Origin of the sequence: Marinicella meishanensis, from assembly GCF_019931145.1 — a bacterium.
Lineage (GTDB): Bacteria > Pseudomonadota > Gammaproteobacteria > Xanthomonadales > Marinicellaceae > Marinicella > Marinicella meishanensis.
Window position 1 is genome coordinate 453,039 of record NZ_JAIOUV010000001.1, and the last position, 26,361, is coordinate 479,399.

The 26,361-nt window shown below is 52.7% G+C and carries 21 protein-coding genes; 11 read left to right on the plus strand and 10 right to left on the minus strand.

The window, feature by feature from the left end:
• Positions 1-25: 25 nt before the first annotated feature.
• The 6 genes from K7G70_RS02020 to K7G70_RS02045 all read left to right on the plus strand — a co-directional run bounded on the left by K7G70_RS02020 (position 26) and on the right by K7G70_RS02045 (position 9,818).
• Complete coding sequence (locus K7G70_RS02020) at positions 26-2,101, plus strand: transglycosylase domain-containing protein (RefSeq protein ID WP_348525066.1); 2,076 nt, start codon at positions 26-28, stop codon at positions 2,099-2,101.
• A gap of 101 nt (positions 2,102-2,202) precedes the next feature.
• Positions 2,203-2,703 carry a tetratricopeptide repeat protein gene (locus K7G70_RS02025; RefSeq protein WP_223786922.1) on the plus strand — a complete coding sequence of 167 codons (501 nt, stop codon included), beginning with the start codon at positions 2,203-2,205 and terminating at the stop codon, positions 2,701-2,703.
• A complete protein-coding gene (gene yoaA / locus K7G70_RS02030; RefSeq protein WP_223786923.1) occupies positions 2,703-4,631 on the plus strand; it encodes a DNA repair helicase YoaA in 1,929 nt (642 codons plus the stop codon). The genes K7G70_RS02025 and yoaA overlap by 1 nt, the downstream gene beginning before the upstream one ends.
• A gap of 40 nt (positions 4,632-4,671) precedes the next feature.
• A complete protein-coding gene (locus K7G70_RS02035; protein WP_223786924.1) occupies positions 4,672-6,753 on the plus strand; it encodes an FG-GAP repeat domain-containing protein in 2,082 nt (693 codons plus the stop codon).
• 140 nt (positions 6,754-6,893) lie between these two features.
• Positions 6,894-7,952 carry a class I SAM-dependent methyltransferase gene (locus K7G70_RS02040; protein WP_223786925.1) on the plus strand — a complete coding sequence of 353 codons (1,059 nt, stop codon included), beginning with the start codon at positions 6,894-6,896 and terminating at the stop codon, positions 7,950-7,952.
• Entirely contained in the window at positions 7,953-9,818 is a 1,866-nt protein-coding gene (locus K7G70_RS02045) for an LTA synthase family protein (protein ID WP_223786926.1), read from the plus strand.
• Here K7G70_RS02045 and K7G70_RS02050 read toward each other — a convergent pair.
• Complete coding sequence (locus K7G70_RS02050) at positions 9,815-10,351, minus strand: hypothetical protein (RefSeq protein WP_223786927.1); 537 nt, start codon at positions 10,349-10,351, stop codon at positions 9,815-9,817. The genes K7G70_RS02045 and K7G70_RS02050 overlap by 4 nt on opposite strands.
• Before the next feature lie 55 nt (positions 10,352-10,406).
• Between K7G70_RS02050 and K7G70_RS02055 the strand changes: the two genes are divergently transcribed.
• Positions 10,407-11,333, plus strand: coding sequence for a hypothetical protein (locus K7G70_RS02055; RefSeq protein WP_223786928.1), 927 nt, complete (start codon positions 10,407-10,409; stop codon positions 11,331-11,333).
• Between the two features lie 4 nt (positions 11,334-11,337).
• Complete coding sequence (locus tag K7G70_RS02060; RefSeq protein WP_223786929.1) at positions 11,338-12,033, plus strand: class I SAM-dependent methyltransferase; 696 nt, start codon at positions 11,338-11,340, stop codon at positions 12,031-12,033.
• Here K7G70_RS02060 and K7G70_RS02065 read toward each other — a convergent pair.
• The 6 genes from K7G70_RS02065 to K7G70_RS02090 form a co-directional block, all read right to left on the minus strand.
• A complete protein-coding gene (locus tag K7G70_RS02065; protein ID WP_223786930.1) occupies positions 12,017-13,045 on the minus strand; it encodes an acyltransferase family protein in 1,029 nt (342 codons plus the stop codon). The genes K7G70_RS02060 and K7G70_RS02065 overlap by 17 nt on opposite strands.
• Positions 13,046-13,082: 37 nt before the next feature.
• The gene (locus K7G70_RS02070; protein ID WP_223786931.1) at positions 13,083-13,901 is read right to left on the minus strand and encodes a sulfotransferase family protein; all 819 of its coding nucleotides are present in this window, start codon (positions 13,899-13,901) and stop codon (positions 13,083-13,085) included.
• A gap of 61 nt (positions 13,902-13,962) precedes the next feature.
• Positions 13,963-14,706 (minus strand): hypothetical protein, encoded by a 744-nt coding sequence (locus K7G70_RS02075; protein ID WP_223786932.1) that lies wholly within the window; start codon positions 14,704-14,706, stop codon positions 13,963-13,965.
• A 102-nt stretch (positions 14,707-14,808) separates the two neighbouring features.
• Complete coding sequence (locus K7G70_RS02080; protein WP_223786933.1) at positions 14,809-15,759, minus strand: hypothetical protein; 951 nt, start codon at positions 15,757-15,759, stop codon at positions 14,809-14,811.
• An 8-nt stretch (positions 15,760-15,767) separates the two neighbouring features.
• Entirely contained in the window at positions 15,768-16,463 is a 696-nt protein-coding gene (locus tag K7G70_RS02085) for a hypothetical protein (RefSeq protein ID WP_223786934.1), read from the minus strand.
• Positions 16,456-17,289: a hypothetical protein gene (locus K7G70_RS02090; RefSeq protein ID WP_223786935.1), complete on the minus strand. Its 834-nt coding sequence runs from the start codon at positions 17,287-17,289 to the stop codon at positions 16,456-16,458. Before K7G70_RS02090 ends, K7G70_RS02085 begins: the two co-directional genes overlap by 8 nt.
• Before the next feature lie 615 nt (positions 17,290-17,904).
• On the opposite strand from K7G70_RS02090, the gene K7G70_RS02095 reads away from it, so the two are divergent.
• The 3 genes from K7G70_RS02095 to polA all read left to right on the plus strand — a co-directional run bounded on the left by K7G70_RS02095 (position 17,905) and on the right by polA (position 22,289).
• A complete protein-coding gene (locus tag K7G70_RS02095; RefSeq protein WP_223786936.1) occupies positions 17,905-18,573 on the plus strand; it encodes a class I SAM-dependent methyltransferase in 669 nt (222 codons plus the stop codon).
• Entirely contained in the window at positions 18,570-19,493 is a 924-nt protein-coding gene (locus tag K7G70_RS02100; RefSeq protein WP_223786937.1) for a hypothetical protein, read from the plus strand. The genes K7G70_RS02095 and K7G70_RS02100 overlap by 4 nt, the downstream gene beginning before the upstream one ends.
• Before the next feature lie 129 nt (positions 19,494-19,622).
• Positions 19,623-22,289, plus strand: coding sequence for a DNA polymerase I (polA, locus tag K7G70_RS02105; RefSeq protein WP_223786938.1), 2,667 nt, complete (start codon positions 19,623-19,625; stop codon positions 22,287-22,289).
• Positions 22,290-22,613: 324 nt separating this feature from the next.
• On the opposite strand, the gene K7G70_RS02110 is transcribed toward polA, so the two are convergent.
• Genes K7G70_RS02110 through K7G70_RS02120 form a run of 3 tightly spaced genes read right to left on the minus strand, consistent with a single transcriptional unit; the run spans position 22,614 to position 26,289 of the window.
• On the minus strand, positions 22,614-23,408 hold the full coding sequence (locus K7G70_RS02110; RefSeq protein WP_223786939.1) for a sulfite exporter TauE/SafE family protein: 795 nt from the start codon (positions 23,406-23,408) through the stop codon (positions 22,614-22,616).
• 18 nt (positions 23,409-23,426) lie between these two features.
• A complete protein-coding gene (locus tag K7G70_RS02115) occupies positions 23,427-24,908 on the minus strand; it encodes a helicase HerA-like domain-containing protein (protein WP_223786940.1) in 1,482 nt (493 codons plus the stop codon).
• A gap of 4 nt (positions 24,909-24,912) precedes the next feature.
• A complete protein-coding gene (locus tag K7G70_RS02120) occupies positions 24,913-26,289 on the minus strand; it encodes a leucyl aminopeptidase family protein (RefSeq protein WP_223786941.1) in 1,377 nt (458 codons plus the stop codon).
• Positions 26,290-26,361 lie beyond the last annotated feature (72 nt).

Consider the following 26,361-nt stretch of genomic DNA (forward strand, 5'->3'; position numbering starts at 1 on the left):
ATGTTAACATGCTGACTTTGATTTTGTGAACCGCGTCAAGAGCCCCTTGCCCAGCAAAAAAAACCAACCCAAACGTGTGCGAAGCATCTTGTTCAAGGGCCTGATATTTGTCTTTGGTTTGATGTTTGGTTTGTCTGTGCCCTGGTATTTCTACATCAATTACATCACCGACACCATCATTCAAGACCGTTGGGACATCCCCTCGGTGGTCTATGCCCGCCCTTTGGAACTGTACCAAGGTCAGTCATTGACCGCCAAAGCCCTGAGCTTTGAGTTGGACCTGCTGGGGTATCAGGTCACCGCCGGTGAACCCAAACCGGGGCAATATCGGCGCCAGGGCCAGCAGTACACCATCCACAGCAAGGGATTTGTGTTTCCAGAAGCCGCCACCCAACCGCAACGCATCCAGCTGCAATTGGGGGCCCAATCCATCCAATCCATGACGCCGGCTTTGGCCCGCTTGGAGCCCCCGATCATCGGCCGTTTTTACACCGCCGATTTTGAAAACCGGCAGCCGATTCAGTTGCCACAGATTCCTGACAGCATGATTCGCGGTTTGCAAGCGGTGGAAGACCGGGATTTCAAGAACCACCATGGGGTTTCCTGGTTGGGTATCCTGCGTGCGGCGGTGAAAAACCTGCTGGCTGGTGAAGTGGTGCAAGGCGGCAGCACCATCACCCAACAGTTGATCAAAAACAAGCTGCACTACAGTGAAAACAGCTTGTTGCGAAAATTACACGAAGCTTTGGCGGCCACCTTGTTGGAACGCAAAATGAGCAAAGGCGAAATCCTGGAAACCTATTTCAATGAAGTGTACTGGGGCCAGGAAGGCAAAGTGGCGGTGCATGGGGTGGTGGAAGCGGCCCAATATTATTTTGCCAAACCGGTGGCCCGACTGACCTTGGCCGAACAGGCTTTGTTGATCGGCATCATCAAAGGGCCCTCTTGGTACAACCCCTACCGCCAACCCGAGCGGGCCTTGCAACGGCGCAACGTGGTGTTGCAAGTGTGGCTGGATACCGGGGTGATCAACCCCACCCAACATCAACAAGCCAAAGCCAGCCCCTTGGCGCTGTCCAACAACCGGCAGCTGAAAACCGATTTTGCCGACTACATGGATGTGGTCAGCAGTCAAATCAGGAAACAATTTTCTTTACAGGATCTGAAAAGTCAGGGCTTGCGGGTGTTCACCAGCATGGATCCCTATGTGCAGTACAAGACCACCCAAACCGCCCGCCGCACCAGCGAGTGGTTGTCCACGGAGGTGGAAAGTGTCATTTTGGTCAGTGGCGCCAAAAACGGTGAGTTGTTGGCCGTCACCGGATCCAAAACGGCGGCGTCCCAATACAACCGGGCCTTGTTGGCCAAGCGCCAAATCGGTTCATTGATCAAACCACTGGTGTATTTGGCGGCATTGGAGCTGAATCCGGCGTTTTCTCTGGAATCGACCTTGCGTGATGAACCATTGACCATCAAAACCGCCGATCAGCAGACTTGGCAGCCCAACAATTGGGACCGCAAAAGCATGGGCGAGATCACCGCCGCCACCGCCTTGATCCAATCCCGCAACCAAGCCACGGTGGACTTGGGCCAACAAATTGGGTTGGCGCGGTTGGTCGGGTTTTTGCAACAACTGGGGTTGCAGGTACAACGCAACAACCACCCGGCTTTGTTCCTGGGTGCCACCGAATTGACGCCGTTCGAAGTGCAGCACCTGTTTGGCTTGTTTGCCTCCCGTGGGGCCAATCAATTCATCAATTCCATCCGCTATGTGACCGATCAAGACAACCGCATTTTGGGCCGGTCCAAACAGGCCATGAACCACCACTTGAACCAAGACCACATCGACACCATCAATTGGGCCTTGCACCAAATCACCACCACCGGCACCGCCAGCAAACTGACCACGGCTTTCCAGCTGACCGGACCCTTGTTTGGCAAAACCGGCACCACCAACCAAGGTCGAGACAGTTGGTTTGCTGGATTCAATCACCAATACCTGGCCACGGTGTGGGTTGGCCGCGACGACAACCAGCCGACCCCATACTCTGGCAGCAACGGTGCTTTGGTGCTGTGGGGACACCTGTTTAAAAACCTGTGATCGACCGCTGCCGAACTTGAACGGCCGCCGCCGGCGTTTTTTTTCCACTTCTTGCGCTTGAAGTCTTGATTAATCAAAGGCAAAAGTTAAGATTAAGCGCTATGTTCAGTCACCCACCCATTCTCTGGCTGCGCAGCTTGGGCTGCCTGTTGCTGCTGTTGCTGTTGACCCACTGTACCCAACGCCGTGTTGATGTCGACCAAGAAATCCGCGATCCTGCAGCCGGCAACGCCTCTTTGATCCAGGTCAACCCCCTGGTGCCGGCAGCGGTGCATGATTTGTTGCAAGAAGCCGATGCATTGCGCGAAGCCGGTGATTTGGCCGAAGCCATCCTCACCATCCAGCGGGGCCTGTCGATTGTGCCGGGGTCTTCGCTGGTCCAACAGCACTTGGCCGAAGCCTACCTGGCAGACGGGCAGTATCAACAAGCCATGTATTGGTCCACCCTGGTGGTCAATCAGGGCCCAGACCAAGGGACCTTGTGCGAACGTTCGCGTCGCACCCAAGCCCTGGCGGCTGAGCTGCTGCAAGAAGTGGCCATTCAAGCCCAGGCTTTGGAGTCGATAGCCAGTTGCTCGACCCAACGGCCCAACCGCTTTTGATGGATTCGGTCAGGGACTTATTGGGCGCCGATGGGCTGTTGGCCCAACAACTGGACTCTTTTCAGCCCCGCGAACAACAAATGTTGATGGCTGAGACCATCGCCGAGGTCATGGCTGAGCAACAGGTGTTGATTGTTGAGGCCGGCACCGGCACCGGCAAAACCTTCGCTTATTTGTTACCGGCGCTGATTTCGGGGCAAAAAATCATTGTTTCAACCGGCACCAAAACACTGCAGGATCAGCTGTATACCAAAGACATCCCCCTGTTGTTGAAGCTGCTGGGCATCCGACCCAAAGTGCGCTTGCTCAAAGGTCGCAACAATTACCTGTGTCTGGACCGTTACCACAAAGCCACATTGCAGCCGGTCAGCCGCTTTCCGGAAAACAAGCCCTTGTTTGCGCACCTGAAACAATGGATTCACCAAACCCAGCATGGTGAGTTGGCCGAAGTGGTTGAGTACATAGAAAACCACATGCTGTTGGCCAACATCACCTCAACGGCTGAAAATTGTCTGGGGGCCGAATGCGACCACTACCAAGACTGTTTTGTGTACCGCGCCAGACGTCGGGCACTGGATGCCGATTTGTTGGTCATCAACCACCATTTGTTGTTTGCCGACATGGCCATCAAACAAGGTGGTTTTGGTGAACTGTTGCCATCTGCTGATGTGTTGGTGTTGGATGAGTCGCACCAGATTCCGGAAATCGCCGGGCGCTTTTTCAGTCAATTGTTCAGCTCCCGACAGTGTCATGAATTGCTCAGTGACCTGTTGGCTGAAGCCGGTGAGGTGGATGCCGCCTTTGCCGCCATCAGTGAGCCACATGAGCACCTGAAACGGGCCCTGCGCGATGCATTGTTGGCCATGAGTCAGATGCCGGATCGGGAAAGCACCCATCGCCTGTTCAAGACCCCAATGATCATCGAGGCGTTTGACTTGTTGTCACACCACATGCAACAACTGGCGGCAGCACTTGAGCCGCTGGTGGTGCAAAGCCCAGGCTTACAAAACACCTATTTGCGGCTGACCGCCATGCTGGATTTGTTGTCGGACATGCAAAGCCAAGCCGATGCCAATCACGTGTATTGGTTTGAGGCCCGAGACAAGTATTTTGCCTTGCACAAGTCGCCACTGGACATTGCCGACCCTTTGCAAGCCTTTCGAGCCGCTTTTGACACGGCTTGGGTGTTGACCTCTGCGACCTTGACGGTGAACCAAAGCTTTGCCCACTTTCAACAGCAAACCGGTTTTGAAGACGCCCGCACCTTGTTGTTGGACAGTCCGTTTGATTACCCGCAGCAGGCTTTGCTGTTGTTGCCGAAGAACCTGCCAGAGCCGAATGACTTTGAGTTCAACCCAGCCATGTTTGACTATGTGTTGCCGTTGTTGGAACAGGCCCAAGGTGGGGTGTTTTTCTTGTTCACTTCACACCGCTCGTTGCAGATGGCGGCGCGGTTTTTTCAGGACAAAACCAACAAGCCGCTGTTTGTACAGGGCACCGCCGATCGCAACCAGATGCTGGATTCATTTCGCCAGGCCGGTAATGGCTTGCTGTTGGGTGCCGCCAGTTTTTGGGAAGGGGTCGATGTGTCGGGCACCAGTTTGTCTTGTGTGATCATTGATAAATTGCCCTTTGCGCATCCCAGCGACCCGGTGCTCAAAGCCCGGATTGAACACATCAATAAACACGGCGGTAAGGCCTTTTTTGACCTGCAGGTGCCCAAAGCCATCATTGCCTTGAAACAAGGCGCTGGGCGCTTGATTCGTGGGGAACAAGACCGTGGGGTGTTGGTGATCTGTGATCGGCGGCTGATCAGCAAAGGCTATGGCCCGATGTTTTTGAATTCATTGCCAGACATGCCGGTCACCCATGATTTGTCTGCGGCCGTGCAATTTTTGCAAAACATTGAGGCAGATACTGGGCCATGAATTCACGAATATTTAAGCCTGGACATGCTATTTTAATCACATGAAGATTGCCCCTTTCAGGATCTGCTGGCTGCTGTTGATGATGGGTCTGGCGTTGGAAGCATCCAGCCAGGGCTTGGTGTCCGGGTGGCAGGAGGATCCCATCCATGGTCCATCACAGTCGGGCATTGCCGACGGCTTGGCCCTGGACTTCAACAATGATGGTCGGGTCGATGTGGTGTCGGTTTCTCTGGATGATGGTCATTTGCGGGCATACATCAACCAAGGCGAATACCGGTTCGAACAACAGATCATTGCCACCAATGTGCCCGGGGCTTTCCGTTTGGTGGCCACCGATTTGAATGATGACGGGGGCATTGATTTTGTCATTCCGTCCATTTTCACCCAACAAATCATCGCTTTGATGCACCACCCCGATGGCCATCAAAAGCAAATCATCGCCGAAGGGGTGTTGTTACCCACCGACGTCAGCCCCATTGACTTCAACAACGACGGCTTGATGGATTTGGTGAGTCTGTCGTTTGAAGAAAACTTGGTACTCAGGCACCGACAGCTGCCTGCAGGCGGGTTTGTCACCACAGTCTTGGCTGATGGCATCAGCGACCCCAGAAAACTGAGTGTGGCTGACTTCAATGGCGATGGTCTGGATGACATTCTGGTGATTTCTTCGGGTGACAATGCGGTGCGAATTTTAGAAAATTTGGGCAACACCAAATTCAGAGCCCGGTTGATCAGTGATCGCATGGAGTCGGGTCGATTTGTCGCCACCTGTGACATCAATGGCGATGCGATGGTTGATTTTGTTGCGTCAGCCAATGCCGCCAATAAAGTGGCGTTGTTCACCAATCAAGGCAATTGGTCATTTGCCGAACGGTTTTTGTTTGCCACGGTGGTCGGGCCCAATGACCTGAAGTGCCATGACTTGGATGACGATGGCGATCAGGAGCTGATCACCCTGGCCGGCCCCACCGGCTTGGTGGAAACCCATGAGCTGAATGGGTCGCCCAATTCCCATTTGGTGGCCAATCAGCGGGACGGATATGTGGCCATTGATGTGGGGCGCTTTGACGGCGTCAATCCGTACATTTTATCGCCGGCCTATTTCGAGGACAGAAACCTGCTGTACGCACCGGGTTCAACCAACAAAGAGATTGTGGTTTGGCAGGACTTTCCCGACGGCCCAAATGACGTGGTGGAAGCCGACCTCAATGGTGATGGTGTGAAGGACTGGGTGGTGGCCAGTTTTCGCGACGACCGGGTGCAATGGTACGATGGGCTGACCCGTGCGCACCACATCATTGCCGAGGACATTGATGGGGCCGCCAAAGTGGTGGCGGTTGACCTGGACCAAGATGGCTTTGTTGATGTGTTGTCAGCGGCTTCTTTTGCCAACCGTTTTTATTGGCACCGGCAAATAAGTGCCGGACAATTCAACACCCTGGTGATATATGACAATGCGCGCTTTGCCAACGGCCTGGCGGTGGGTGACATCAATTTGGATGGTCAATTGGACGTCATTGGCACTTCGGGCAGTGATGATTCGGTGCGCTGGTTTGATCGCAATGGCATGAATTTCACGGCCCATTTGATCGATAACCAAGGCGATGCGCCCAATGAAGTCAAAGCGCTCGACATCGACCAGGATGGCGGGCTGGATTTGGTGGTTCCTTACACTTTTTCCAATGAACTGTATGTGTATTACAACCTGGGCGGTGGTCTGTTTGCTGCCGAACCAGTGGCGGTTGGCTTGAATCGGGTTGATTCGACCACCCCGGTGGATTTGAATGAGGACGGCTTGATGGATTTGTTGGTGGCCGTGACTGGTGGCAACACCGTGATCCAATTACTGCAGCGATTGCACGGCGGATTTGATCAAGCCCCATTCATCACATCCATCATCACACCCAAAAAACTCAACACCAATGGTGCCGTGGCCAACCAGTTTTTGTTTGCCAAGAGTTTTCCTGAAAGCATCGAAACCAACATGGTTTATCGCATCAGGCCGGTGGTGGATAATGGCGGACCCTTGTTCGAACAAAGCAACATCACAGCGGCTGAAAATGTGGTGTTTCGCATGACCTTGGTCGACTTGATTTATCAGGACGGCTTTGAAATCCCATGACCGCTGGATAATTATCTGGGATAATTGCCAGCCAGTGATTATAATTGAGCGCGGATCTCCTAATGGGGCTGGCCACGCCACTTTGGGTTGACGCCATCCACCACTGCCAAATACTGATCGCAAGAACTCCCAAAACCCATATGCACAACACCCCAGCACAAGAATTGAATCAGGCACTGAAGTCATGCGAGTCGATGACTGAAGTGAGCACAGAGCAACGGACCTCGCTGTGCCAAATCATTGAGCAAGACCCATTTCTTTATGCCTATTTGCGGGATTTGGTGCGGGTGTTGGGGGCTGATCAAACCAGTCACCAACAAGCCACAGCGGCTTTGCAAACCATGGGGCAAAGGATGGCTTACTTCCATCACTGGGATGACGCTGCCAACCAAACCATTGGCCTGATTCAAGACCACATCTTGCCGGCATCAACGATCAAGCCCCACATCCGCCACAGTGATGCAGATTACCAGCGGTTTTATGAAACACAAAATGCCAAAGTGGGCCAAAGGGTGGGTAAAAATCGCCGTCCACTGAATCGCCTGAAACCCTATCAACCCTTGGTTTTGAATCGACATTTCGATCATTGCATCCGCAAATCTCATGCGGTCAATGTGATCGAAACCATGATGGCGGTGCTGGAGTCCAGTGACCTCGAAATCAACCGCAAGTGGTTGGACATTGGCTGTGGCAACGGCCTGATCGCCAACGCCGTACATGCCAAAAAACACGGGGCCAAAGAATGGCAGATTTATGGTTGTGATTTGCAATCAAATAAAATCAAAATCGCGCAAAACCGGGCTTGTAAGAACCGGCACTTTTATCAGCAAAATGTGCTGGACACCTTGCAAGCCAACCAGACCAAAGAGGACGCTTATGATGTGGTGAGCATGTTCGAGTTTTGCGAACATTTTGCCGACCCATTTGCGCTGTTGAAACAAATTGCTGAGCAAGCGTTCAAAGTCATGGTCATCGCCACACCCTTGTGTCAGAAAACCGATCTGATTGAAGACAACCAACCAGATCCGGTGCATTTGTGGTCGTTTTCGGTGGAGGCCATCAAGCGCATGCTGGCGCAGTTGAATTTGACTGTGATCATGGATGTTGAGACCCGGGTGGGTGAATACAACAAAGGCATGAACTGGTTAACCGTGGTTGCTTGCAAGCCAGAATATCATGCCGTTTTCAAATCCATGTGAATGATGCCATCAGCCACCTTTGAGTTCCGTTCATGGCCCAGGTCTGCGCAAGTGATCGGCTCAGTGCTGCTGGCCGTTTTGGCTGTGACCGCCTTGTTCTTGGTGGTCAATGGTTTGGTTGAAAAGTTCGGGTCTATCAGCCCACTGAGCTCTGCAATCAATGCCTTTTGGTTTGAGCCCTTGGCGCTGCTGTTGTCTTGGGCGTTGCTGGTTGTGCTGTGTGCCAGGATCTTCCACGGATTTTTGTTGTTGGTGTTTTTGTATGTCTCGTTCATGCTGATCAACATCCAGATGACCCAAATTTTTGGCACGGTGTTGTCGCCTTATGACCTCAAATATGCGTTCCAATTGTTGCTGGCAAAAGAGGTCTTATACAGCTTTTGGCACCTGCTTTTGTTGACCTTGGTGGTGGCTGGTTGGTTGCTGTATCGCATCTCAAAAGCACCGGCCAATCAATGGATCAAACGGCACCGGTTGAAATTGATCGCCATCTTTGTGGTGACCCTGGTTTCGGTGCATGCTTTGCGTGACGAAGTGACGGGGCTGTTTCGCCAGCAGTTCAACATGAAGGGTCAGTCGGTGCCATTGATTTTTTCAGAATACCAAGGCTTTTTATTCAGCTTTTACTACCAGTTGTTGAAGCAGCAGCCCATCAAGCTGCCGCCCGGTTATGGTGACCAAGCCATTCGTGACATCATCAACCAACACCCCAGTGATGCCGTTGACGACAGTGCGGTCAAACCCCACGTCATCATTTTTTTCATCGAAGGTTTTGCCGACCCATGGGCCATGGACATCAAGACCACACGTGATCCGATCCCTAATTTCAGGTCCATGCAGGCTGAATCAATTCACGGTGATGTGTTGTCACCTGAGCTGGGAGGTAAATCAGCCAATCCTGAGTTTGAGCTGCTGACCGGAATGAGCATGCGCTTTGTTCCAGATGGATCCATTCCCTACATTGACCACCTCCACCAACCGGTGCCCAGCGTGGTGCGGGTGTTGCAACAGCACGGCTACCATGCAACAGCCATGCATGTGGCAAGTTTGGCCTTTTTCAATTACCGCAAGGCCTATGCGCTCTTGGGTTTTGATGAGGTCATGACTTTGTATGGGCAAGCCGGGGTGGCCATGGACCCCATCAATCGGTTTCCGTCGGAAAGTGCTTTGGTGGCGGCCATCATTGATAAAACCACCCAGGCTGATTCGCCTCAATTCATCTTTTCATTTCCCAATTCCACCCATGGTTTGTGGGATTATGACCATTACTTGGATTCGTCACTGGATGTGGTTGATGTGGCGCTGGAAGGCGGTCAGAATCATTTGAAAACGTACATCAACGCCATTCATGCGGCGGATCAGGCCATCGGGGAACTGATTGATCATTATCGCCAAGCCGATCACCCCGCGGTCATTCTGGTGTTGGGAGACCACCAGCCCGGTCTGCCTGAATTCAGACAGGAAGCGGCGGTGAAATTGTTGCAGAAACTGGATCCCGGTTTCACTTTTGACAACAGAAAGGCCCTGCGTCGGGCGATTCGCACCAAAGCGCTCAAAGCCGATAATGAATTCTATTTGTTGAACCACCAAGTGCCTTATTTCATCTGGAGCAACCAAGCAACAGCGCCCCAACGCATCAACACAAGCATGAATTTTTTACCGTCCCTGTTATTGGACACGGTGGCGGTGCCGAAGCCGCCCTTCTATGAATTGTTGGATGCACTGCGTGACCGGTTCCCTGCGGTGGGTCGAACCCTTCCAGGGGCTGAGGAACGGGATGCCTTGTTAATGGACTACGAAATGATCCAATACGATGTGTTGCATGGCAACAACCACTACATGGACCTCACCGACCCCGACCGTTAAAGGCTGGCGTTGTGTTTGATGTTGAATTCACCCAAGGCGGCCTGTAGGTTGACCTCGGCATCGATGGCGGCACAAAATTGGCTGAAATCCTGTGCCCAGTTTTCCAGGGAGAAGTCCATCTGCTTGGTTTTGTCTTTCAAAAACATGCGGATGTTCTCGTTGATGGTGTGACAGTAGTCGCGGGCGATCACCTGGGGATCGGTGGTTTTGTCCATCTTTAACAACACACCAGGGGTTTTGTAAGCACGCATGATGCCTTGGTTGATGCGTTTGACCAGGCTGTTGCAGGTGTCTTCTTCGTTGCGGGTCAAATGCACGTAAAACGCATCGTTGCCGTACTTTTTGTCCAATCGCCCCAGCAGCCATGCTAACCTATTGTCAACTTCGATGTGGTTGGGCGGGTAAGCAAAACGGTCGGCACCCAACAACCCAGTTCGTGACTCGTGCGCGGCGGTGAAATTGTGGATGTGTTGACACGCTTTTGCAAAGGTGGTTGATCCACACCGGCCGGTGCAGAGGACAAAAACATTCATAAAGACAATTGAATTCGCGGTTTCAGAAACGACAATATAACAAAAATCACCCAAGATGAAAGACTTAAATATTCCGGAGTCAGAAAAAGCTCGGTTTGAACAAATGGTCAGGGCCCAGCCAGAGTTGCTGAGCTCGCGTGCATTGTTGGCGGCCTTAAAACCGCTGGCAAAACAGGTGATCAGTGACCCGCAATCACCGGACATTGGTCGGTTGATTCAAACCGCCCTGCGCCAGGAACAAGCCTACTCAGTGATTCGTCTGGGAGATGGTGAAATGAACCTGTTGGCCTATTCAAAGTATCCTGAGGTGCCTGAAGTCAGTTTCAAAACGGCGGTGGAGACCGTCAACAAACGGCAACACAGTTTCAAAACCAGCCGCACTTGGTTGTACCTGCTGGAAGAAATGATGCATACCGCCATGTTGGAGTCTGATCTCATTGGCGTGTTGGGTTTGTGGCGGCCAGGTCCCTTGAGCATGGAACAATTCATCGACAGCATAGACATGAATTTTCGGGGCCGTTGGGGGCAGTGGATTGGCTTGGATTACATCAAGAAACTGGCTTTGAAAGGGGTGTTTCAGGAAAGGGTGTTGGCCCCCGCCCACCTGTATTTTGCGGTGATCGAACAATTGGACCAGTTGTTGGCATGTGCCGCCAAAACCTATTTGATCACCGATCAGTCTCCGGTGCATGATTTGTTGTCGAAACAACATCCCGACGGCCACTTTGCATTGATCCAGACCCCCATTTCACCCCGTCCTTTGGTGAACACTGAGCCAGACTTCTTGTATAATGTGATGAGCCAACTGCCACCTTGTATGAAAGGCACCTTGACTTTGGTGGGGGCGGGCCCGTGGTCCGAATTCTATTGTGGTTGGATCAAACGCAGAGGCGGCGTGGCTGTGGACATCGGCACCGGCTTTGATTTGTTGTTGGGCCATCAAGTGAGGCCCGTACATCGGAAAGTAAAACTGAACCTATAAGCGCATGAACAAACAAGACAAAAGCCCCATCTCTCGGGTCAACAACTACATCGGCAACCTCACCAAGGAACAGATCGAAAACAAACACCACCGCGACAAGATTGGTGGCTTTTGGGAAGAATTGGGTCAACTGCAAATGGATTTCATGAAAGCCAAGGGTTTGCGCGCTGAGCACCGCCTGTTGGACATCGGTTGTGGTTGTTTGCGCGGTGGACTCAAATTCATCGATTACCTGCAAGCCGGGCATTACCATGGGTCGGACATCAATGAGTCACTGATCGAAGCCGGCAAAATTGAAGTGGCAGAGGCCAACTTACAAGACAAAATGCCGCAGTTGCAAGTCAGCAATTGTTTTGGCTTTGGTGAATTCAACACCACCTTTGACCGCATGATCGCTTTTTCACTGTTCACGCATTTGCACATGAACCTGATTCTGCAATGCTTGAAACATGCCCACCAATGTTTACATGATGATGGCCGCTTTTACGCCACATTTTTCATTGCCCAAGAAGATGTTCAAGAACGGCCGGTTGATGACACCCCTGGGAACATCATCACCCACTTTGAAATGGATCCGTTTCATTATTCGATGGCGGAAATTCAGATGATGGCCCAACACATTGGGTTTCAAGCGGCGCATGAACCGTCATTTGACCACCCCCGCGGACAATCCATGGTGTGTTTCACGAAGTCGGTCTAAAACGCCTCTTCAGCCAATCCTGAGCCGGCTTTTCGAAGCCATGAAAGACCAGCCAGGACAAACCAAGTACCACGGCCAAAAACACCGGAAACATCAGCAGCGGGGCCGCCACCAAGTGGGGTTTCATGAGCAGGATGATGGGGTAATGCAGCAAGTACATGGAGTATGAAATCTGTCCCAAAAAGTCCCCCACCTTGTTGTTGACCCAACGGTTACTGGCCGGCAATAAAAACACCCAAGAGACAAAGAACACCAACACCGCTGACCAGGTGGTGACCGAGTACCACAAGGTGTTTTGAGAGCCAGTGACTGCCGTGAAAATATTGGGATACATCAACGGCAATAACAGCATACTCAGCAACCACCAATGGCTTTTGGGCCAATGGATCAAGCGGTGGTAATGGGCACCCAGCACCGCACCGGCCACAAAAAATGGCAAGGACTTGATGATGGCAAAGGTCAAATCATGTGGGCCCCAATTGACTGACAGGCTGGGCTGCCAGACAAAAACCACCAGGAGGACTGTCACCACCAACAGCCAAAACAAGGTGGTGCGGTGTTGCATCAAATACCACAACAGCAAAGCCAACAGATAAAACTGAATTTCGACTGGGATGGTCCACAGCAGTGACTTACCGTGTAAAAAAAACAGGTGAATGGCCAGGTCACTGACGGAATCAACTTGGAATGTGAAACGGCTGTCAAAGCCGGTCACCGCGATGAACGAGGTGATGCTCACCAAGTAATACAAAGGCACCACCCTGGCGGCCCGGGCCAGCAAGTATTTTTTGCTTTCAAGCGAGTTGATTTCGCGGTGAAAGTAGATGTATGCAATCAAAAAGCCGCTGAGCACAAAAAACACCATGACCCCCACTTGGCCACCACCCTGGCCCAACAAGCGATCAAAGATTTTAGAAGAGTTGCTGTAGTGGCTGACCAGCACCATCAAAGCCGCCAAGCCGCGAATGGTGTTCAGAACTTTCAACTCACTGACGGTGGCGTTGCTTTTCATGGCTGGGTGTTAAGCGGATGAGGCGGGTTTGACATGATCAAGCGGCGGCGGTGGGGTAAACCGCTTGGTGATGCTGTCCGATGGCCTGCAGGCGCTGCTGCAGCACAGCGAGTTCACTTTGGTCATAGGCTTGGTTTTTATTTTTGGAGCGCAACGCAGGCAGTTGATGGCTGGATTGGCCCGTGATGCCCCGGAGCACGGCCTGTGGGTCGCTGATCAAAGATTCATAGCGCACCAGAGTGATGCGGTCTTGGTGGCGGGCATATTGTTTGAAAAACCAATCCAAAATCAAAATTTGGCGGCCCAGCAAATCATCGGCCTGGGTGTCACTGGCGAATTCAGGGTGGTACTTTTCGGCCACCAGCATCTTGCCATGACTGACCGGAATGTCCAATGAGCGCCATGACATCAACACCGAAACCGGGTTGCGCACCACGGCGATGATTTGATTGTTTGGGTTGCGCAGCAAGGCAGCCAAACAAGCGGTGAATTGGGCGTTGGCTTTGATGATGAAAGTGGCATCGGCCAAATGCTTGGGCAAGTGCTCAAACACTTCCTGCTTGTCAACAATGATCTGGCCGTCTTGGCTGCGGTGGTAGTAATTGTCTGGCACCCCGGATTTGAATCGGCTTTGTTTGATGGGTACCGGCTGACCGGATTGGATGTCTCGGCGCAAGTCATCGATCTGCTGTTGCAGCTGTCGTTGGAAGGCATCGGCGTCCGGAGACTGGTCGCGGACTTGTTTCATCCACAGCGGTTCGCTGAAGGCCACGGCCGACAAATTGGTCGCCAGCAGTGAGGTGATCAAGCTGGTTCCAGATCTGGGAAGGCCGGTGATGAGGAGATTCTTTGACATGAAAAAAAGCCCCGATCGGAATCGAGGCTTTGTTTGATTTGATTCGAATTAAATCAATTCATTATGGCGCTGGTGAACTACAAGGGCCACCGATGAAGGTCTGACGACGAGACTCATACTCATCCAAGAAGTAGGTGTCACCTTCGGTCACACGGGTACTGCGGTCCATGGAGCCCAAACGAGCACGGGTGATGACCGGCCAGTCAGCAATGTCCAAACCAGACAGGTCCACCACTGGGGTATCGGCTTCGCTGGTGGCGTTAACCCATACTTTCAAAGTCGCGGCAGTCAAGTCCAAGTCATACTCAACACGGGTAGGCTCGTCATTGATGGGGATGAAGTGACGGTTTCTCCAAGTGGAGATGTTTTTGTCACGAACCCACAGATCCAACTCATAACCGGTGTCGGTGTTTTGCAGTTTGAACTGCATCACGTCACCACTTTCACACAGGCCGCCAGCACATTGGGCTTGGTGGAATTTCACTCGGCGGTTGGGGCCAGTGGTAGGCATGCCAACGGTGTTGGGATCAATACACATGGCTGCGCGGAAACGGGTTTCGTTGTTGGGCGAGCTGTCTTGTACGAAGTGACGGGTGTTTTGGCCACCGGTTTGTGGAACCACTTCCACTTCCAAACCACAAGCACCATCCATGGCAGCGCCAGTGGTCACGTTCAATTTGGTTAGGGGGTTGGTCACTGAAGTCCAAGCAGACAAGTTGCTGTTGTCACACGATGGTGCAGCTAAGGCGGCTGAACCGACAACTGTCATGCCCAATCCCGCAATTAATTTAGTGAATTTATTCATTGTTTCTCCGAATTATAGTTCAAGTTCATTGATTATAACGCAAGGGGCTTTTGATGTCGGTCACTTTTTTTTTGCTTTTTTTCATTTTTTTTCAGGACCCGCTCAAAACGTGGTGCTGATCAGGTTGAACGCATTCATCAAAGCCACCCGTTCGGCCTCTATGGCATACACCGCAGTGGAGGACTTGGCGGCTTGGATCACCGCCTCGAATTCGGCAGGCGGCAGTGCCAACACCGACTTCAGGGTTTGGACCAAGGCGTCGTTGTCATAGGTCGTGACCCGACAACAGGCCGGATCCAATGAGTAAGACCGGTTGCCTATGCAGTCAGGGATGATCAAAAAAGATTCCAACATCATCGCTTCGATGCCAGGGATGTAGTGTTCCTCAACCTGTTTGGGCAAGTGCAACGAGACCTTGCTGCGGGCCAGCAGGCGTTGGAACTCGGTTTTTTCAATCCAGCCATCAATCACCTGTACCCGTCCGGCGAATGATTTGATTTGTTCATGGATGGCCCGGGCGGCGCATGGGTTTTTGTTGCCCACCACCAACACATCGATGGTTTTTTGTTGAGCGGCTTGTGCCGCGGTGGGACAAATGCCCACCCCATTGGGCATGTATATGGTCACCCCGTCGGTGTTGGGGTGGTTGCGCACGGCATGAAACAGTTCTGGGCTGGGGCACAGCCTGATGGCATTGCGCGGCAAAAAATCAAATGACGGGTGGCCTGGGCGCGTGGCCCGGAAGTTGTTCACCGGTGAAATGATCGGTGTGGTGGCGGGAATGGTCCGGTTGGCAGCGTAACGGATCCAGTCTTTGCCTGAATTCAAAAACAACACATCCGGTTCAAAATCCAGGTCATCCAGGGTCGGCATCCGGTCAAATTCATGGAACCAGGGGATGTGTTCATCCCACAGGCTTTCGGCGTCAAAAAAGATGTGTGGTTGGTAGCCTGCAATGGTCTGCACATGGCCGAAGAAGTCATGGGTTTTGTGGTGCGCGCCACGGACCACTCCGGGTCGGCCAAAATGCTGATAGAAGACGACGTTTTTCACTGGCATCGTCAAATCGCCTGGTCCAGCAGTTGCCGGTAAAGGGGTTTCAAAGCATCGGGACATTCGGCCCATCCGTATTGGCTTTGGTTGCGCAAAGCGGCTTCGAAGAAGGGTGCCGATTCATTCAACGCAAGACCAAACTGTTCAGCCATGCTGGCGATCTTTTGGTTGTAAGCGGTTTCATCTTCATCAAAGTTGATGATGGGAAAGGCTTGCTTGGCATGGGTCTCCAACAAGCGCTGATTGTAAATCGACCACAAGGCCAGCCCTTGTTCCAATGGCACCGGAAAAGCGTCTCGTGACAACAACGATTCAGCCACTGCCAAGGGGTGACGGAACGTGCCCATCAGTTGGTGGGCGGGTAAATGCGGTTGCCACAAGGGGTAAGTCAGCACCATGCGGGGGTCTTTGATGCCCCAAGGTTTGGGTAACTGGTCATATTTGGCCAGCACCTCCAACAAGCGGTTCTGATGTTCAGCAGACAGCGCCAGGGGGCTGCTGGGTGGCTGGTTCCAACTGCCGCCATGGGCTTTCAGAATGGCCTCATTGAGGCGGAACACCCAATGGTTTTCCTGGTTGCCTTTCTGGTTGTATTGGTTGAAGGTCGACACATTGCCCAAGTTCAGGCCGTAGGCAGCCAGACAACCGGTCAAACAACTGGTGCCGCTGCGGTGCATGCCAAGGATGATGAAAGCGTCAGTCATGCTGGTTCAACTTTTGATGGAAATTGGGGTCTTGTTTGAGCATCTCAAACACCTTTTTGCTGTTTTCCCGATTCACCGCCACTTCATACTTCAATGGGTTGAATAGCCAGCGTGCCAACCACAAGGGTAAGTACTTCTTGGCTTTTCTGAAGCGGGCCAATTTTTCTTCAAAATGGGCCACTTGGTTGCGGTCAATGCGGGTCCCGGGGTTGCGAAACGCAGCACCGTGGTGGTAAACCAACTGATCATACACGCCAAACAACAAGGGGTGCATGTCGTGGTGGTTGGATCGGTGCATTTTGTACCAATCCATGTTCCGTTCATTGAGAATTTTCAGCATCTTGCCCCCCACATCCCACACGTCTTTACCAAACACATCCTTCCACAACACTTGACCGTGCTTCCAGTCACCTTCGATTTCTTTCCAGGTTTTGATTTTCATCACACAGAAACAGGGGTGTGGTTGTATGTCGCCATTGTTCTCGGTGCGTTGGACTGCGGCAATCGGATATTGTTCGAGGGTCTGATCGATGAATTCATCCACCGACGCAATGGGAAAGGCATCACCATCGATGAACAACAAATAGTCCTCTTCACTGTCTGCGGCAAAGCCGGCGATGTCAGCCAACAAATTCAATTTCACCGGATGCAAGCGGATGTCTTCGGTGCTGCTGTAAAAAAATTTGTGGCGGTGCTGGTTCACTTCCGGGATGTGGTTTAAAAAGGTGTAAATGCGGAAGGGTTGTTTGATGTGTTTTTTCAGGTACTCAATCTGAATATCAATCCAGTCTGCAGATTTCCAGTGGATGGTGAGGACATGTATCATGGTGTTCAGCTTGAAAAGGTCGGGATAGTATACAAGTTGTCCATTTCAAATAAAATGCCTGGCCACCAATTAGGGCCTGTTAACACCAACTGAAAGACCACTGTTCAGGCTGCAAAGGTCACAATCAAGGCGCGAATCGCGTGGTTTGGTCATTCCAATCGAACGATGAGCAACGCCGGGTGTGGCCTTTGCAGTTTGAACCCATGGGGCTGGGTCGTGTTTTCCATCCCTCAGCGTTATTCATTCGTTCATGTGGAGTGACCACACCTCACGACTGATGCCTTGATGGCTTAAAAATACGATCTACCAGTTGCCTTGCAGTTGGTGTTAACAGACCCTGGTGCTTTGTTTGATTGACTCCTCCTGTCCATGGCCGCGAGGCCACCAGCTCCGGCAGCCTTGCAGACCGCTTGGTTGGCGACCAGCCACCCACATGCGTGGTGGTTCTCATGCGGTGATCGATCCCGCAACACCCCAGGTTTAGGGTTTGTGCTGTTCGGTCGGCGGAGGCCACCCGATCCGGCGTGCACCGTTTCACTGCTTGAATCACCGCACAAAGGTTTTAAAAGGCCCATGGTGCAGGTAAAATGGCCGGTTTTAATGGATCAGTTCATCATGTCATCATTGAGCCAAAAAATAAAATTGATTGAAGACCGGGGGGTCTTTTTGGGTGGGCCCAAAGATTTGTTTGAGCTGGCGGGCAGGAAAATGCTGATGCTGTTGTTGTCCGAAGGGTTGGAACCTGAGTCCAAAGTGCTGGATTTGGGTTGTGGTTGTTTGCGTGGTGGTTATTGGTTCATTCACTTTTTGCAAAGCGGTGGTTACCATGGGATTGAGCCCAACCGGGCCATGTTGCAGGCCGGTTTGGAGGCTTTGTTCAGTGCCGACATGTTGGCCCAAAAACAACCGCGTTTTGTCCACAACACGGCATTCGACCCCAGTGAGTTTGAACAACAATTCGATTACTTTTTGGCCCGCTCCATTTGGACCCATGCCGCCAAAAAACAAATCACCATGATGTTGGATGCCTTTGCCAAATGGACCCATGACGATGCGGCCTTTTTCACCTCTTACCTTGAGGCGACCAATGAGTCAGAAGAGTATTGGGGTAATGACTGGGTTGGCAAGAGTCACGAGTCGGACACCGCTGGCGTGGTCAAACACAGCATGCACTGGATTGAAGCGGCCTGTCAAGACCGCGGTCTTAAGGTGACCAGCATGGACCAAGCACTGTTTGATTTGGACAACGCCCAACGTTGGTTGAAAATCACCCATCAAGCATGAAGCATGCCATCATATTTTGTGTGGAAAAAGGCTTTTTGGAAGACCAATGCCGTTTGTTGCTGCAGTCTTATCAACAGTTTGCCCAAGATCCCAACATTGACTTGATCGCCTGTTCGCCGCGACCTGACAATCGGCCAACCCCAGAGATGGCGGCCGAATTACAAGCCGCTGGGGTCATTCACATGACCCAAGCTTTGAATCAGGATTTCCTGGACTATCCCATCGCCAACAAACTCTTGTGTTGTGCCCATGTGGAAAAGCATCACCCAGAGTATGCGTCCTATTTGTTCACCGATACCGACACCGTGTGGCTGAACCCCATCGGCCATCTGCATGCTGAGCCAGGGCTGTATTTGAAACCGGTCGGGCACAAGGGCCCCGGCACCTCCGGTGCACAGGATCCCATGGACACGTACTGGCAACAGGTCTTTGCCTTGTTTGATTTGCCCATGCCCGCGGTTGATGTGCAGACCACCATCGAGTTGATTCCCATCAGGGGGTATTACAATGCGGGGTACATTTGGGCCAACCAGCTCGATGGTTTTTTTCAACAATGGCTGGCAGACTTCAAGCGATTGCACCAAGCCGGTTTGGTGCCACCTGGTTTCGTTTCAAAAGATGGCAACAATTTCCGTTGCCTGGATCAAGTGGCCTTGGCGGTCACCGTGGCCCGCCATGATCAGCACCGCAAAGAGCTGCCCGTGCCCTATAACTATCATTTGCCATTTCGCCCCATGATGCCAGCCCAGCGGCGTTGTGCGCTGTCTGAATTGGTGCATGTTCACTACCATAAGTGGTTTCAACACCCCGATTTTTTGGATCACGTGACGGTCGATGAAGAAAAAGCCAGCGCCCAATACCAGTGGCTGAAACAACGGCTGCCGCTGCAACCAATTACTGGCGGCCCTTTCAAGTGCTGACCGCAAAACAAGCAGCTGCCAAAAACCCTCGCCATGTGATGGCGGCCTGTGGTCCTGAACGGGTCGTGATATCATGCTCACACGGGCCATGCGTTGTGCCCAGCCACCACCGCTAATTTGAGAGAGACAATGAACAAAACCCTGTACCTCGTTGATGGATCTTCTTACCTGTTTCGGGCCTTTTTTTCGCCCGGGCTGAACCGTTTGCGCAGCCAAGATGGCCACCCCACTGGGGTCATGTATGGGGTGACCAACATGCTCAAAAGGATGCTGGATGAATACGACCCCGAGCACATGGTGGTGGTGTTTGATGCCAAAGGCAAAACCTTTCGTCATGACATGTATGCCGAGTACAAAGCCAACCGGCCGCCAATGCCTGATGAGTTGCGCATGCAGTTGCAGCCGACCAAAGACCTGATTCAGGCCCTGGGCATTCCAATGCTGGAAATTCCCCATGTGGAAGCCGATGACGTGATCGGTACCTTGGTCAAAAAAGCCGAAGCCTTGGGCGTCGAAACCTTGGTCTCCACCAGTGACAAGGACCTGGCCCAATTGGTTTCTGATCACGTGACCTTGGTCAACACCATGTCCGACGAGGTGATGGATGAAGCGGGGGTGATGAATAAATTTGGCGTGCGACCCGATCAAATCATCGACTATCTGGCCCTGATTGGCGACTCCTCTGACAACATCCCCGGGGTCAATAAAGTGGGGCCCAAAACAGCGGTGAAGTGGCTGCATGAATATGACACGGTGGACAACATCATCGCCCATGCCGATGACTTCAAAGGCAAAGTGGGTGAGTACTTGCGTGAAGGCATTGAACAACTGAAATTGTCGCGGGAACTGGTGGTGATCAAACAAGATTGTGAGGTGGACTACCAGCCGGGTGATTTCGCTTTACATGCCAAAGACATCCCCACCTTGAAGGCCATCGGTGAACAATACAACATGCGCCGTTTTGCTGACTTGACCGAAGACGATGCCGAGCCGGAACCCGTGGCCAAACTGGACTACACCTGTATCCAGGACATGGATACCTTACAACAATGGCTGGCGCGCATCGAACAAGCCGGCCAAGTGGCCTTTGATTTGGAGACCGATTCATTGAATCCAATCGGCGCCCAAATCGTTGGCATGTCCTTTGCCTGCGCGGCCGAAGCCGCGGCCTATGTGCCCATTGCACACGAAACCGAGGAACCGCAGCTGGACTTGGCGGCGGTGTTGGCGGCTTTGATTCCGGTGTTGCAACAGGTCGAAGTGATTGGCCAACATTTCAAATATGACCTCAATGTGTTGTCCAATTATGGGGTGACTGTTGACAGCCTCAAGTATGACACCATGTTGGAATCTTATGTGTTGAATGCGGCGGCATCGCGACATGACATGGACACCCTGGCTGCTTTGCATTTGCAGAAGAAAACCGTCAAATACGAAGACATTTGTGGCAAAGGGGCCAAACAAATCCCCTTCGCCCAGGTGTCTTTGGCCGATGCCACCCATTACGCGGCTGAAGATGCCGACATCACCTGGCAATTGCATCAAGTGCTGTGGCAGAAGCTGCAGGACGAGCCGCAAGCCCGCGTGTTCACCGGCATGGAAATGCCGTTGGTGGCGGTGTTGGCGGCGATGGAACAGTGTGGGGTACAAATTGATCGCGATGAACTGCAACAACAAAGCGAACACCTGCAACAACAAATGGATGACCTGCAAAGTCAGGCCTTTGCTTTGGCAGGCAAAGAATTCAACCTGGGATCGCCCAAACAATTGCAAGAAATCCTGTTCGAAGAACAGGGCCTGCCGGTGTTGAAGAAAACCGCCACCGGTCAGGCGTCGACTGCCGAAGATGTGCTGCAAGATTTGTCTGCCGACTACGAACTGCCGGCCGTGATCTTGCAATACCGCTCCTTGAGTAAACTGAAAAGCACCTACACCGATAAACTGCCGTTGGAGATCAATGCCAAAACCGGTCGGGTGCACACGTCTTATCACCAAGCGGTGGCGATCACCGGCCGCTTGTCCTCCGCCAACCCCAATTTACAGAACATCCCGATCCGCACCGAAGAAGGCCGCAAAGTGCGCAAAGCCTTCACCGCCCCGGATGGCTGGCAAATCATGGCGGCCGACTATTCGCAAATTGAATTGCGCATCATGGCCCACCTGTCGCAAGACGAACAGCTGCTCCAGGCATTCAATGACGGGGTCGATGTCCACAGCCAAACCGCATCACAGGTGTTTGACACGCCACTGGATGCCGTCAGTGGTGAACAGCGGCGGGCGGCCAAGGCGATCAACTTTGGCTTGATGTATGGCATGAGTGCCTTCGGTTTGAGCAAACAACTGCACATCGCTCGCAAAGAGGCCAGCCAATACATGAAACAGTATTTCGCCCAATACCCCAAAGTCAAAGGTTTCATTGATGAGGTCAAAGCCCGAGCGGCTGAACAAGGGTATTTGGACACCTTGTTGGGCCGACGCTTGTATTTTCCGGAAATCAACAACCGCAATGCGCGGGTGCGCGCCGGAGCCGAACGCGCCGCCATCAACGCGCCAATGCAAGGCACTGCCGCCGACATCATCAAACAAGCCATGTTGGCGGTGTATGCCGAGGTGCAAGGCGCCAAAGACATCAAACTCATCATGCAAGTGCACGATGAACTGGTGTTTGAAGTGCAAAAAGATGTCGCCCAAAGTTGGGCGGATCGCATCAAAGAATTGATGGAAAACGTGGTTGAGTTGGCGGTGCCATTGGTGGTTGATTATGGCATTGGCAACAATTGGGACGAGGCCCACTGAGGATTCGGTCGCTTGGCTGCCGTGTTGCTGGGCCAGGGAATGCCGGGTCTTTTTGCCGACCTTTCTGCCCGTGAGGGCTGTGGATTAGCGGACTCTTATACACAATGTGAAATGGAAATGTCAGAAAACAACCCCTTAGCCAGCCACATTTGTTTCATACTTTCAAAAAAAGGCGTAAGTTGTTGATATATAAGGATTCAGCCTTCTGGTTAAAATTTAACCAAAGGGTCTCGGGTTTAAGTTTGGCTGGCAACCTGACCCCAAAAATGAAAGTTATATACAAAGTTATCCACAGGATTTGTGGATAACTGAAGCGCCGAAGTTTCATTGCACTGAAAGGTACATTTTTATCGCCAAAATCAGGATCACGGCGGCGAACAATCGCTTCAGGGTCAGCACCGGCAAACGGTGGGTCAAGTGCGCGCCCATGGGCGTGGTGAGCAAGCTGCCGGCGGTGATGGCCACCGTGGCTGGCCAGTGAATGAAGCCCCAGGTGTGCCCACTGGTGCCATGTTCGGGAGCGGTCTGCAGCAGGTATATCATGCAAGCGACCAAGGACAAGGGCAGGCCGATGCTGGCGGCGGTGGCGATGGCTTGTTTGATGTTGATTTGGTGGTGGGTTAAAAAAGGCACGCTCAATGAGCCGCCGCCGATGGCGATCATGGCAGACAAAAAACCAATCACCAAACCACCAGGCAGCAGCCGACCCCAAGTTAATTGGGCGCCACCGGATCCGGGTTGCCCCCAAACCAGTTGTCCGGCCACGGCCACCATCAACAGCAAAAACACCAAGGCAATGGTTTGCGCCTCAATCTGAATCACCCATACCGTCGCCACCGCACTGCCCAACAGCACGGTGGGGGTCATTTTCCAGGTGATGGGCCAGCGGATGGCTTGATGTTGTTGGTGGGTGCGGGTGCTGATCAGCGCATTGATCACGATGCAAGACATCGAAGTGGCCAGCGCCAGATGCACCACCAAATCGGGGCTGAATCCCCGCCACAAAAAATAACTGGTCAGGGCAGGCACCATGATGGCTCCGCCACCAATGCCCAACAATCCGGCGAAAAAACCGACCACCAAACCCAACATCACCAACAACAGCCAGCTGGTCAGCATGTCAATCAGCCCTGTGGATCAACGGCGTTTGCCAAACAAGGTTTTCCAGATGGCATTGACCGCTTTGGTGGTCAAGCGGCGTTGCACCGACTTACCCAACTTGGTCATGAAGGAATCGGCGGGTCGGCCCGGCCGGCGTTTCGGCCGGTTCATTTCCGCGCGGCGTTCTTCCTCGGCCAAGCGGGCTTGCTCCTGGGTTTTTTGAGCGGCCATTTCTTGTTTGCGTTTGAGCAGTTTTTCATGCGCCGATTCGCGATTCAGATCGGTGTCGTATTTGCCTTTGACCGGTGAGCGTTCCATCACCACCTGGCGTTCGGCATCGGTGGCCGGTCCCATGCGACAACGTGGTGGGGCGATTTTGACCCGGTCCACCACCGAGGGAGCGCCTTTTTCTTCCAAGGTGGAGACCAGGGCTTCGCCGACACCCAGTTCGGTGATCACATCGGCGGTTTTGAAATTGGGGTTGGGGCGGAATGAATCGGCCACCGCGCGGATGACCTTTTTGTCTTTGGGAGTGTATGCCCGCAGCGCATGCTGGATTTTGTTGCCCAGTTGGCCCAGGATGTCCTCTGGGATGTCCCCGGGTGACTGGGTACAAAAGTAAACCCCGACCCCTTTGGAGCGGATCAAGCGGGCCACCTGTTCAATGCGCTTAAGCACTTCTTTGGGTGAGTCTTCAAAAATCAAATGGGCCTCATCAAAAAACAGGATCAACTTGGGCAGCGGTTGATCACCCACTTCTGGCAAGGTTTCAAATAATTCGGTCATCAACCACAACAAAAACGAGGCATACAGCTGCGGCTTCATCATCAATTCACGGGATTCCATGACACTGATGATGCCGTTACCGGACATGTCTTGACGCATCAGGTCAGCCAGCGCCAGGGCCGGTTCACCAAACAATTGATCGGCACTTTGTGATTCCAAATTCAACAAGCGGCGCTGTATGGCGCCAATGGAGGCGTTGGTGATGCGCCCATATTCGGCGGAAATGGCTTGGTGGTTTTCACCCAAAAACTGCAGCAAAGATTTCAGGTCTTGCAAATCCAGCAAGGGCATTTGTTGGTCTTCGGCATAGCGGAAGGCCACGGCGATCACGCCTTCTTGCACATCGGACAACTCCAGCAAACGGCTGAGGTACATGGGACCAATTTCCGCAATGGTGGTGCGCACCGGGTGACCGTATTGTTTGAAAATATCCCAAAACACGGTGGGCGATCCGGCATAGCGGTGGTTTTTGATCTGCAGTTCCGCGGCCCGCTTGTCCAAAAAAGGCTTCTGTTCGCCGGCTTGTGACAAGCCCGACACATCGCCTTTGATGTCGGTCACAAACACCGGCACCCCCAGCTCTGAAAAGTTTTCTGCCAGCACTTGCAGGGTGACGGTCTTGCCGGTGCCGGTGGCGCCGGTGATCAGGCCATGGCGGTTGGCGAAATGGCCCAAGATTTTGGCCGGTTTTTCACCCTGTCCAAAATGCAAAAATTTCGATTCTGTGGTCATGGCATCAATCCTTGGTATATTGGCCATGCAGCCAGTTGAACACCGCGGTCATGCCCAGGGCCTCGCCGCCCTCGGTGCCGCCGGTGCGGTCGCCGAAGTTCCAGCCGTAGGTGTCGACATGCACCCAAGGGGTGTTGGCGTCCACAAAATGCTCCAAAAACAAGGCCGCGGTGATGCAGCCGGCTTGTGGTATGGAGCCGGTGTTGGAGATGTCGGCAATGGTGGATTTGATGTATTTTTGATAGCTTTGCTGCAATGGCAAAGGCCAGGTTTCATCGTGGGTGATTTGGCCACTGGCAAAGAGGCCGTCACTGATGGACTTGCGGTTGGTGAAAAACGGCGTCACCGTGGGTCCCATGGCCACCCGCGCGGCGCCGGTAAGGGTGGCAAAATCGATGATCAATTCCGGATTGGATTCGCCGGCATAGGTCAGGGCATCGGACAAGATCACCCGGCCCTCGGCATCGGTGTGGCCAATTTCAATGGTTTTGCCGGAGCGGGTTTTGACCACATCACCCTGGCGATAAGCGCTGCCAGCAACGGCATTTTCTACTGTGGGGATCAAAACCTGTAAACACACCGGCAATTGGTGGTCGATGATCATTTGTGCCAAACCCAACACATGGGCGCCACCACCCATGTCCTTTTTCATCCAGCGCATGAATTGCGCGGATTTCATGTTGTTGCCGCCGGTGTCAAAACAGACCCCTTTGCCGACCAAAGAAATTTTCGGGTGGGCTTCATCGCCCCAATTCAATTCGATCAATCTGGGCGGTTTGTGGCTGGCCCGACCGACCAGGTGTATGGCCGGAAAATTTTCGGTCAACAGCGCATCGCCTATGATTTCGGTGAATGTGGCGTGGTGTTTCTCGGCAAAGGCTTCGGCCATGGCCGACATCTCGGTCGGGCCCATGTCGTCAGCCGGGGTGTTGATCAAGTCCCGCACCAAAGCGGTGGCGTGAATGGTCGACAGTTCTGACGCAAAAGCCTGCGGGTCTGGCAGCACCAAAGTGGCGCAGGCTTTGGGTTGTTGGTAGCGGTTGAACTGATAGGTGCCAAATCCCCAAGACAAAACCATGGCTGAGGCCACATCGGCCGATTCACAAGCCACGTGGTAGTGTGCCACCGGAAAGTTTTTGAAGGCATGACAAAAACTGTATGGGTTGAGGTCATCGGCAACCACCAGATATATTTTGGCCAGATGGCCATCGGCTTTGCGATCGATCAGGAAGTTGCCCACCTGATCACCCAATTTTTGTTGTTCGGCGGCGCGTTGTAGGTATTCATTTTGCGCGTCAAACCAAGTGTCGAATGTGTCCTTGATGATGGGCATCACAGGAATACTGGGTCCTTTGTGGGTGGTGCTGATGTGGTGAGTCATGATGGGTTTATGCAATGGATTCCACAATGATTATACTGAAGGCTGTGGGGAATATCGACCGTCAACACCAAA

What these genes read in the sequence shown, in the direction of transcription:
- K7G70_RS02025 (WP_223786922.1), top strand. Translation starts at nt 2,203, where the DNA reads ATGTTCAGTCACCCACCCATTCTCTGGCTGCGCAGCTTGGGCTGCCTG.
- yoaA (WP_223786923.1), top strand. Translation starts at nt 2,703, where the DNA reads ATGGATTCGGTCAGGGACTTATTGGGCGCCGATGGGCTGTTGGCCCAA.
- K7G70_RS02035 (WP_223786924.1), top strand. Translation starts at nt 4,672, where the DNA reads ATGAAGATTGCCCCTTTCAGGATCTGCTGGCTGCTGTTGATGATGGGT.
- K7G70_RS02040 (WP_223786925.1), top strand. Translation starts at nt 6,894, where the DNA reads ATGCACAACACCCCAGCACAAGAATTGAATCAGGCACTGAAGTCATGC.
- K7G70_RS02045 (WP_223786926.1), top strand. Translation starts at nt 7,953, where the DNA reads ATGATGCCATCAGCCACCTTTGAGTTCCGTTCATGGCCCAGGTCTGCG.
- K7G70_RS02050 (WP_223786927.1), bottom strand. Translation starts at nt 10,351, where the DNA reads ATGAATGTTTTTGTCCTCTGCACCGGCCGGTGTGGATCAACCACCTTT.
- K7G70_RS02055 (WP_223786928.1), top strand. Translation starts at nt 10,407, where the DNA reads ATGAAAGACTTAAATATTCCGGAGTCAGAAAAAGCTCGGTTTGAACAA.
- K7G70_RS02060 (WP_223786929.1), top strand. Translation starts at nt 11,338, where the DNA reads ATGAACAAACAAGACAAAAGCCCCATCTCTCGGGTCAACAACTACATC.
- K7G70_RS02065 (WP_223786930.1), bottom strand. Translation starts at nt 13,045, where the DNA reads ATGAAAAGCAACGCCACCGTCAGTGAGTTGAAAGTTCTGAACACCATT.
- K7G70_RS02070 (WP_223786931.1), bottom strand. Translation starts at nt 13,901, where the DNA reads ATGTCAAAGAATCTCCTCATCACCGGCCTTCCCAGATCTGGAACCAGC.
- K7G70_RS02075 (WP_223786932.1), bottom strand. Translation starts at nt 14,706, where the DNA reads ATGAATAAATTCACTAAATTAATTGCGGGATTGGGCATGACAGTTGTC.
- K7G70_RS02085 (WP_223786934.1), bottom strand. Translation starts at nt 16,463, where the DNA reads ATGACTGACGCTTTCATCATCCTTGGCATGCACCGCAGCGGCACCAGT.
- K7G70_RS02090 (WP_223786935.1), bottom strand. Translation starts at nt 17,289, where the DNA reads ATGATACATGTCCTCACCATCCACTGGAAATCTGCAGACTGGATTGAT.
- K7G70_RS02095 (WP_223786936.1), top strand. Translation starts at nt 17,905, where the DNA reads ATGTCATCATTGAGCCAAAAAATAAAATTGATTGAAGACCGGGGGGTC.
- K7G70_RS02100 (WP_223786937.1), top strand. Translation starts at nt 18,570, where the DNA reads ATGAAGCATGCCATCATATTTTGTGTGGAAAAAGGCTTTTTGGAAGAC.
- polA (WP_223786938.1), top strand. Translation starts at nt 19,623, where the DNA reads ATGAACAAAACCCTGTACCTCGTTGATGGATCTTCTTACCTGTTTCGG.
- K7G70_RS02110 (WP_223786939.1), bottom strand. Translation starts at nt 23,408, where the DNA reads ATGCTGACCAGCTGGCTGTTGTTGGTGATGTTGGGTTTGGTGGTCGGT.
- K7G70_RS02115 (WP_223786940.1), bottom strand. Translation starts at nt 24,908, where the DNA reads ATGACCACAGAATCGAAATTTTTGCATTTTGGACAGGGTGAAAAACCG.
- K7G70_RS02120 (WP_223786941.1), bottom strand. Translation starts at nt 26,289, where the DNA reads ATGACTCACCACATCAGCACCACCCACAAAGGACCCAGTATTCCTGTG.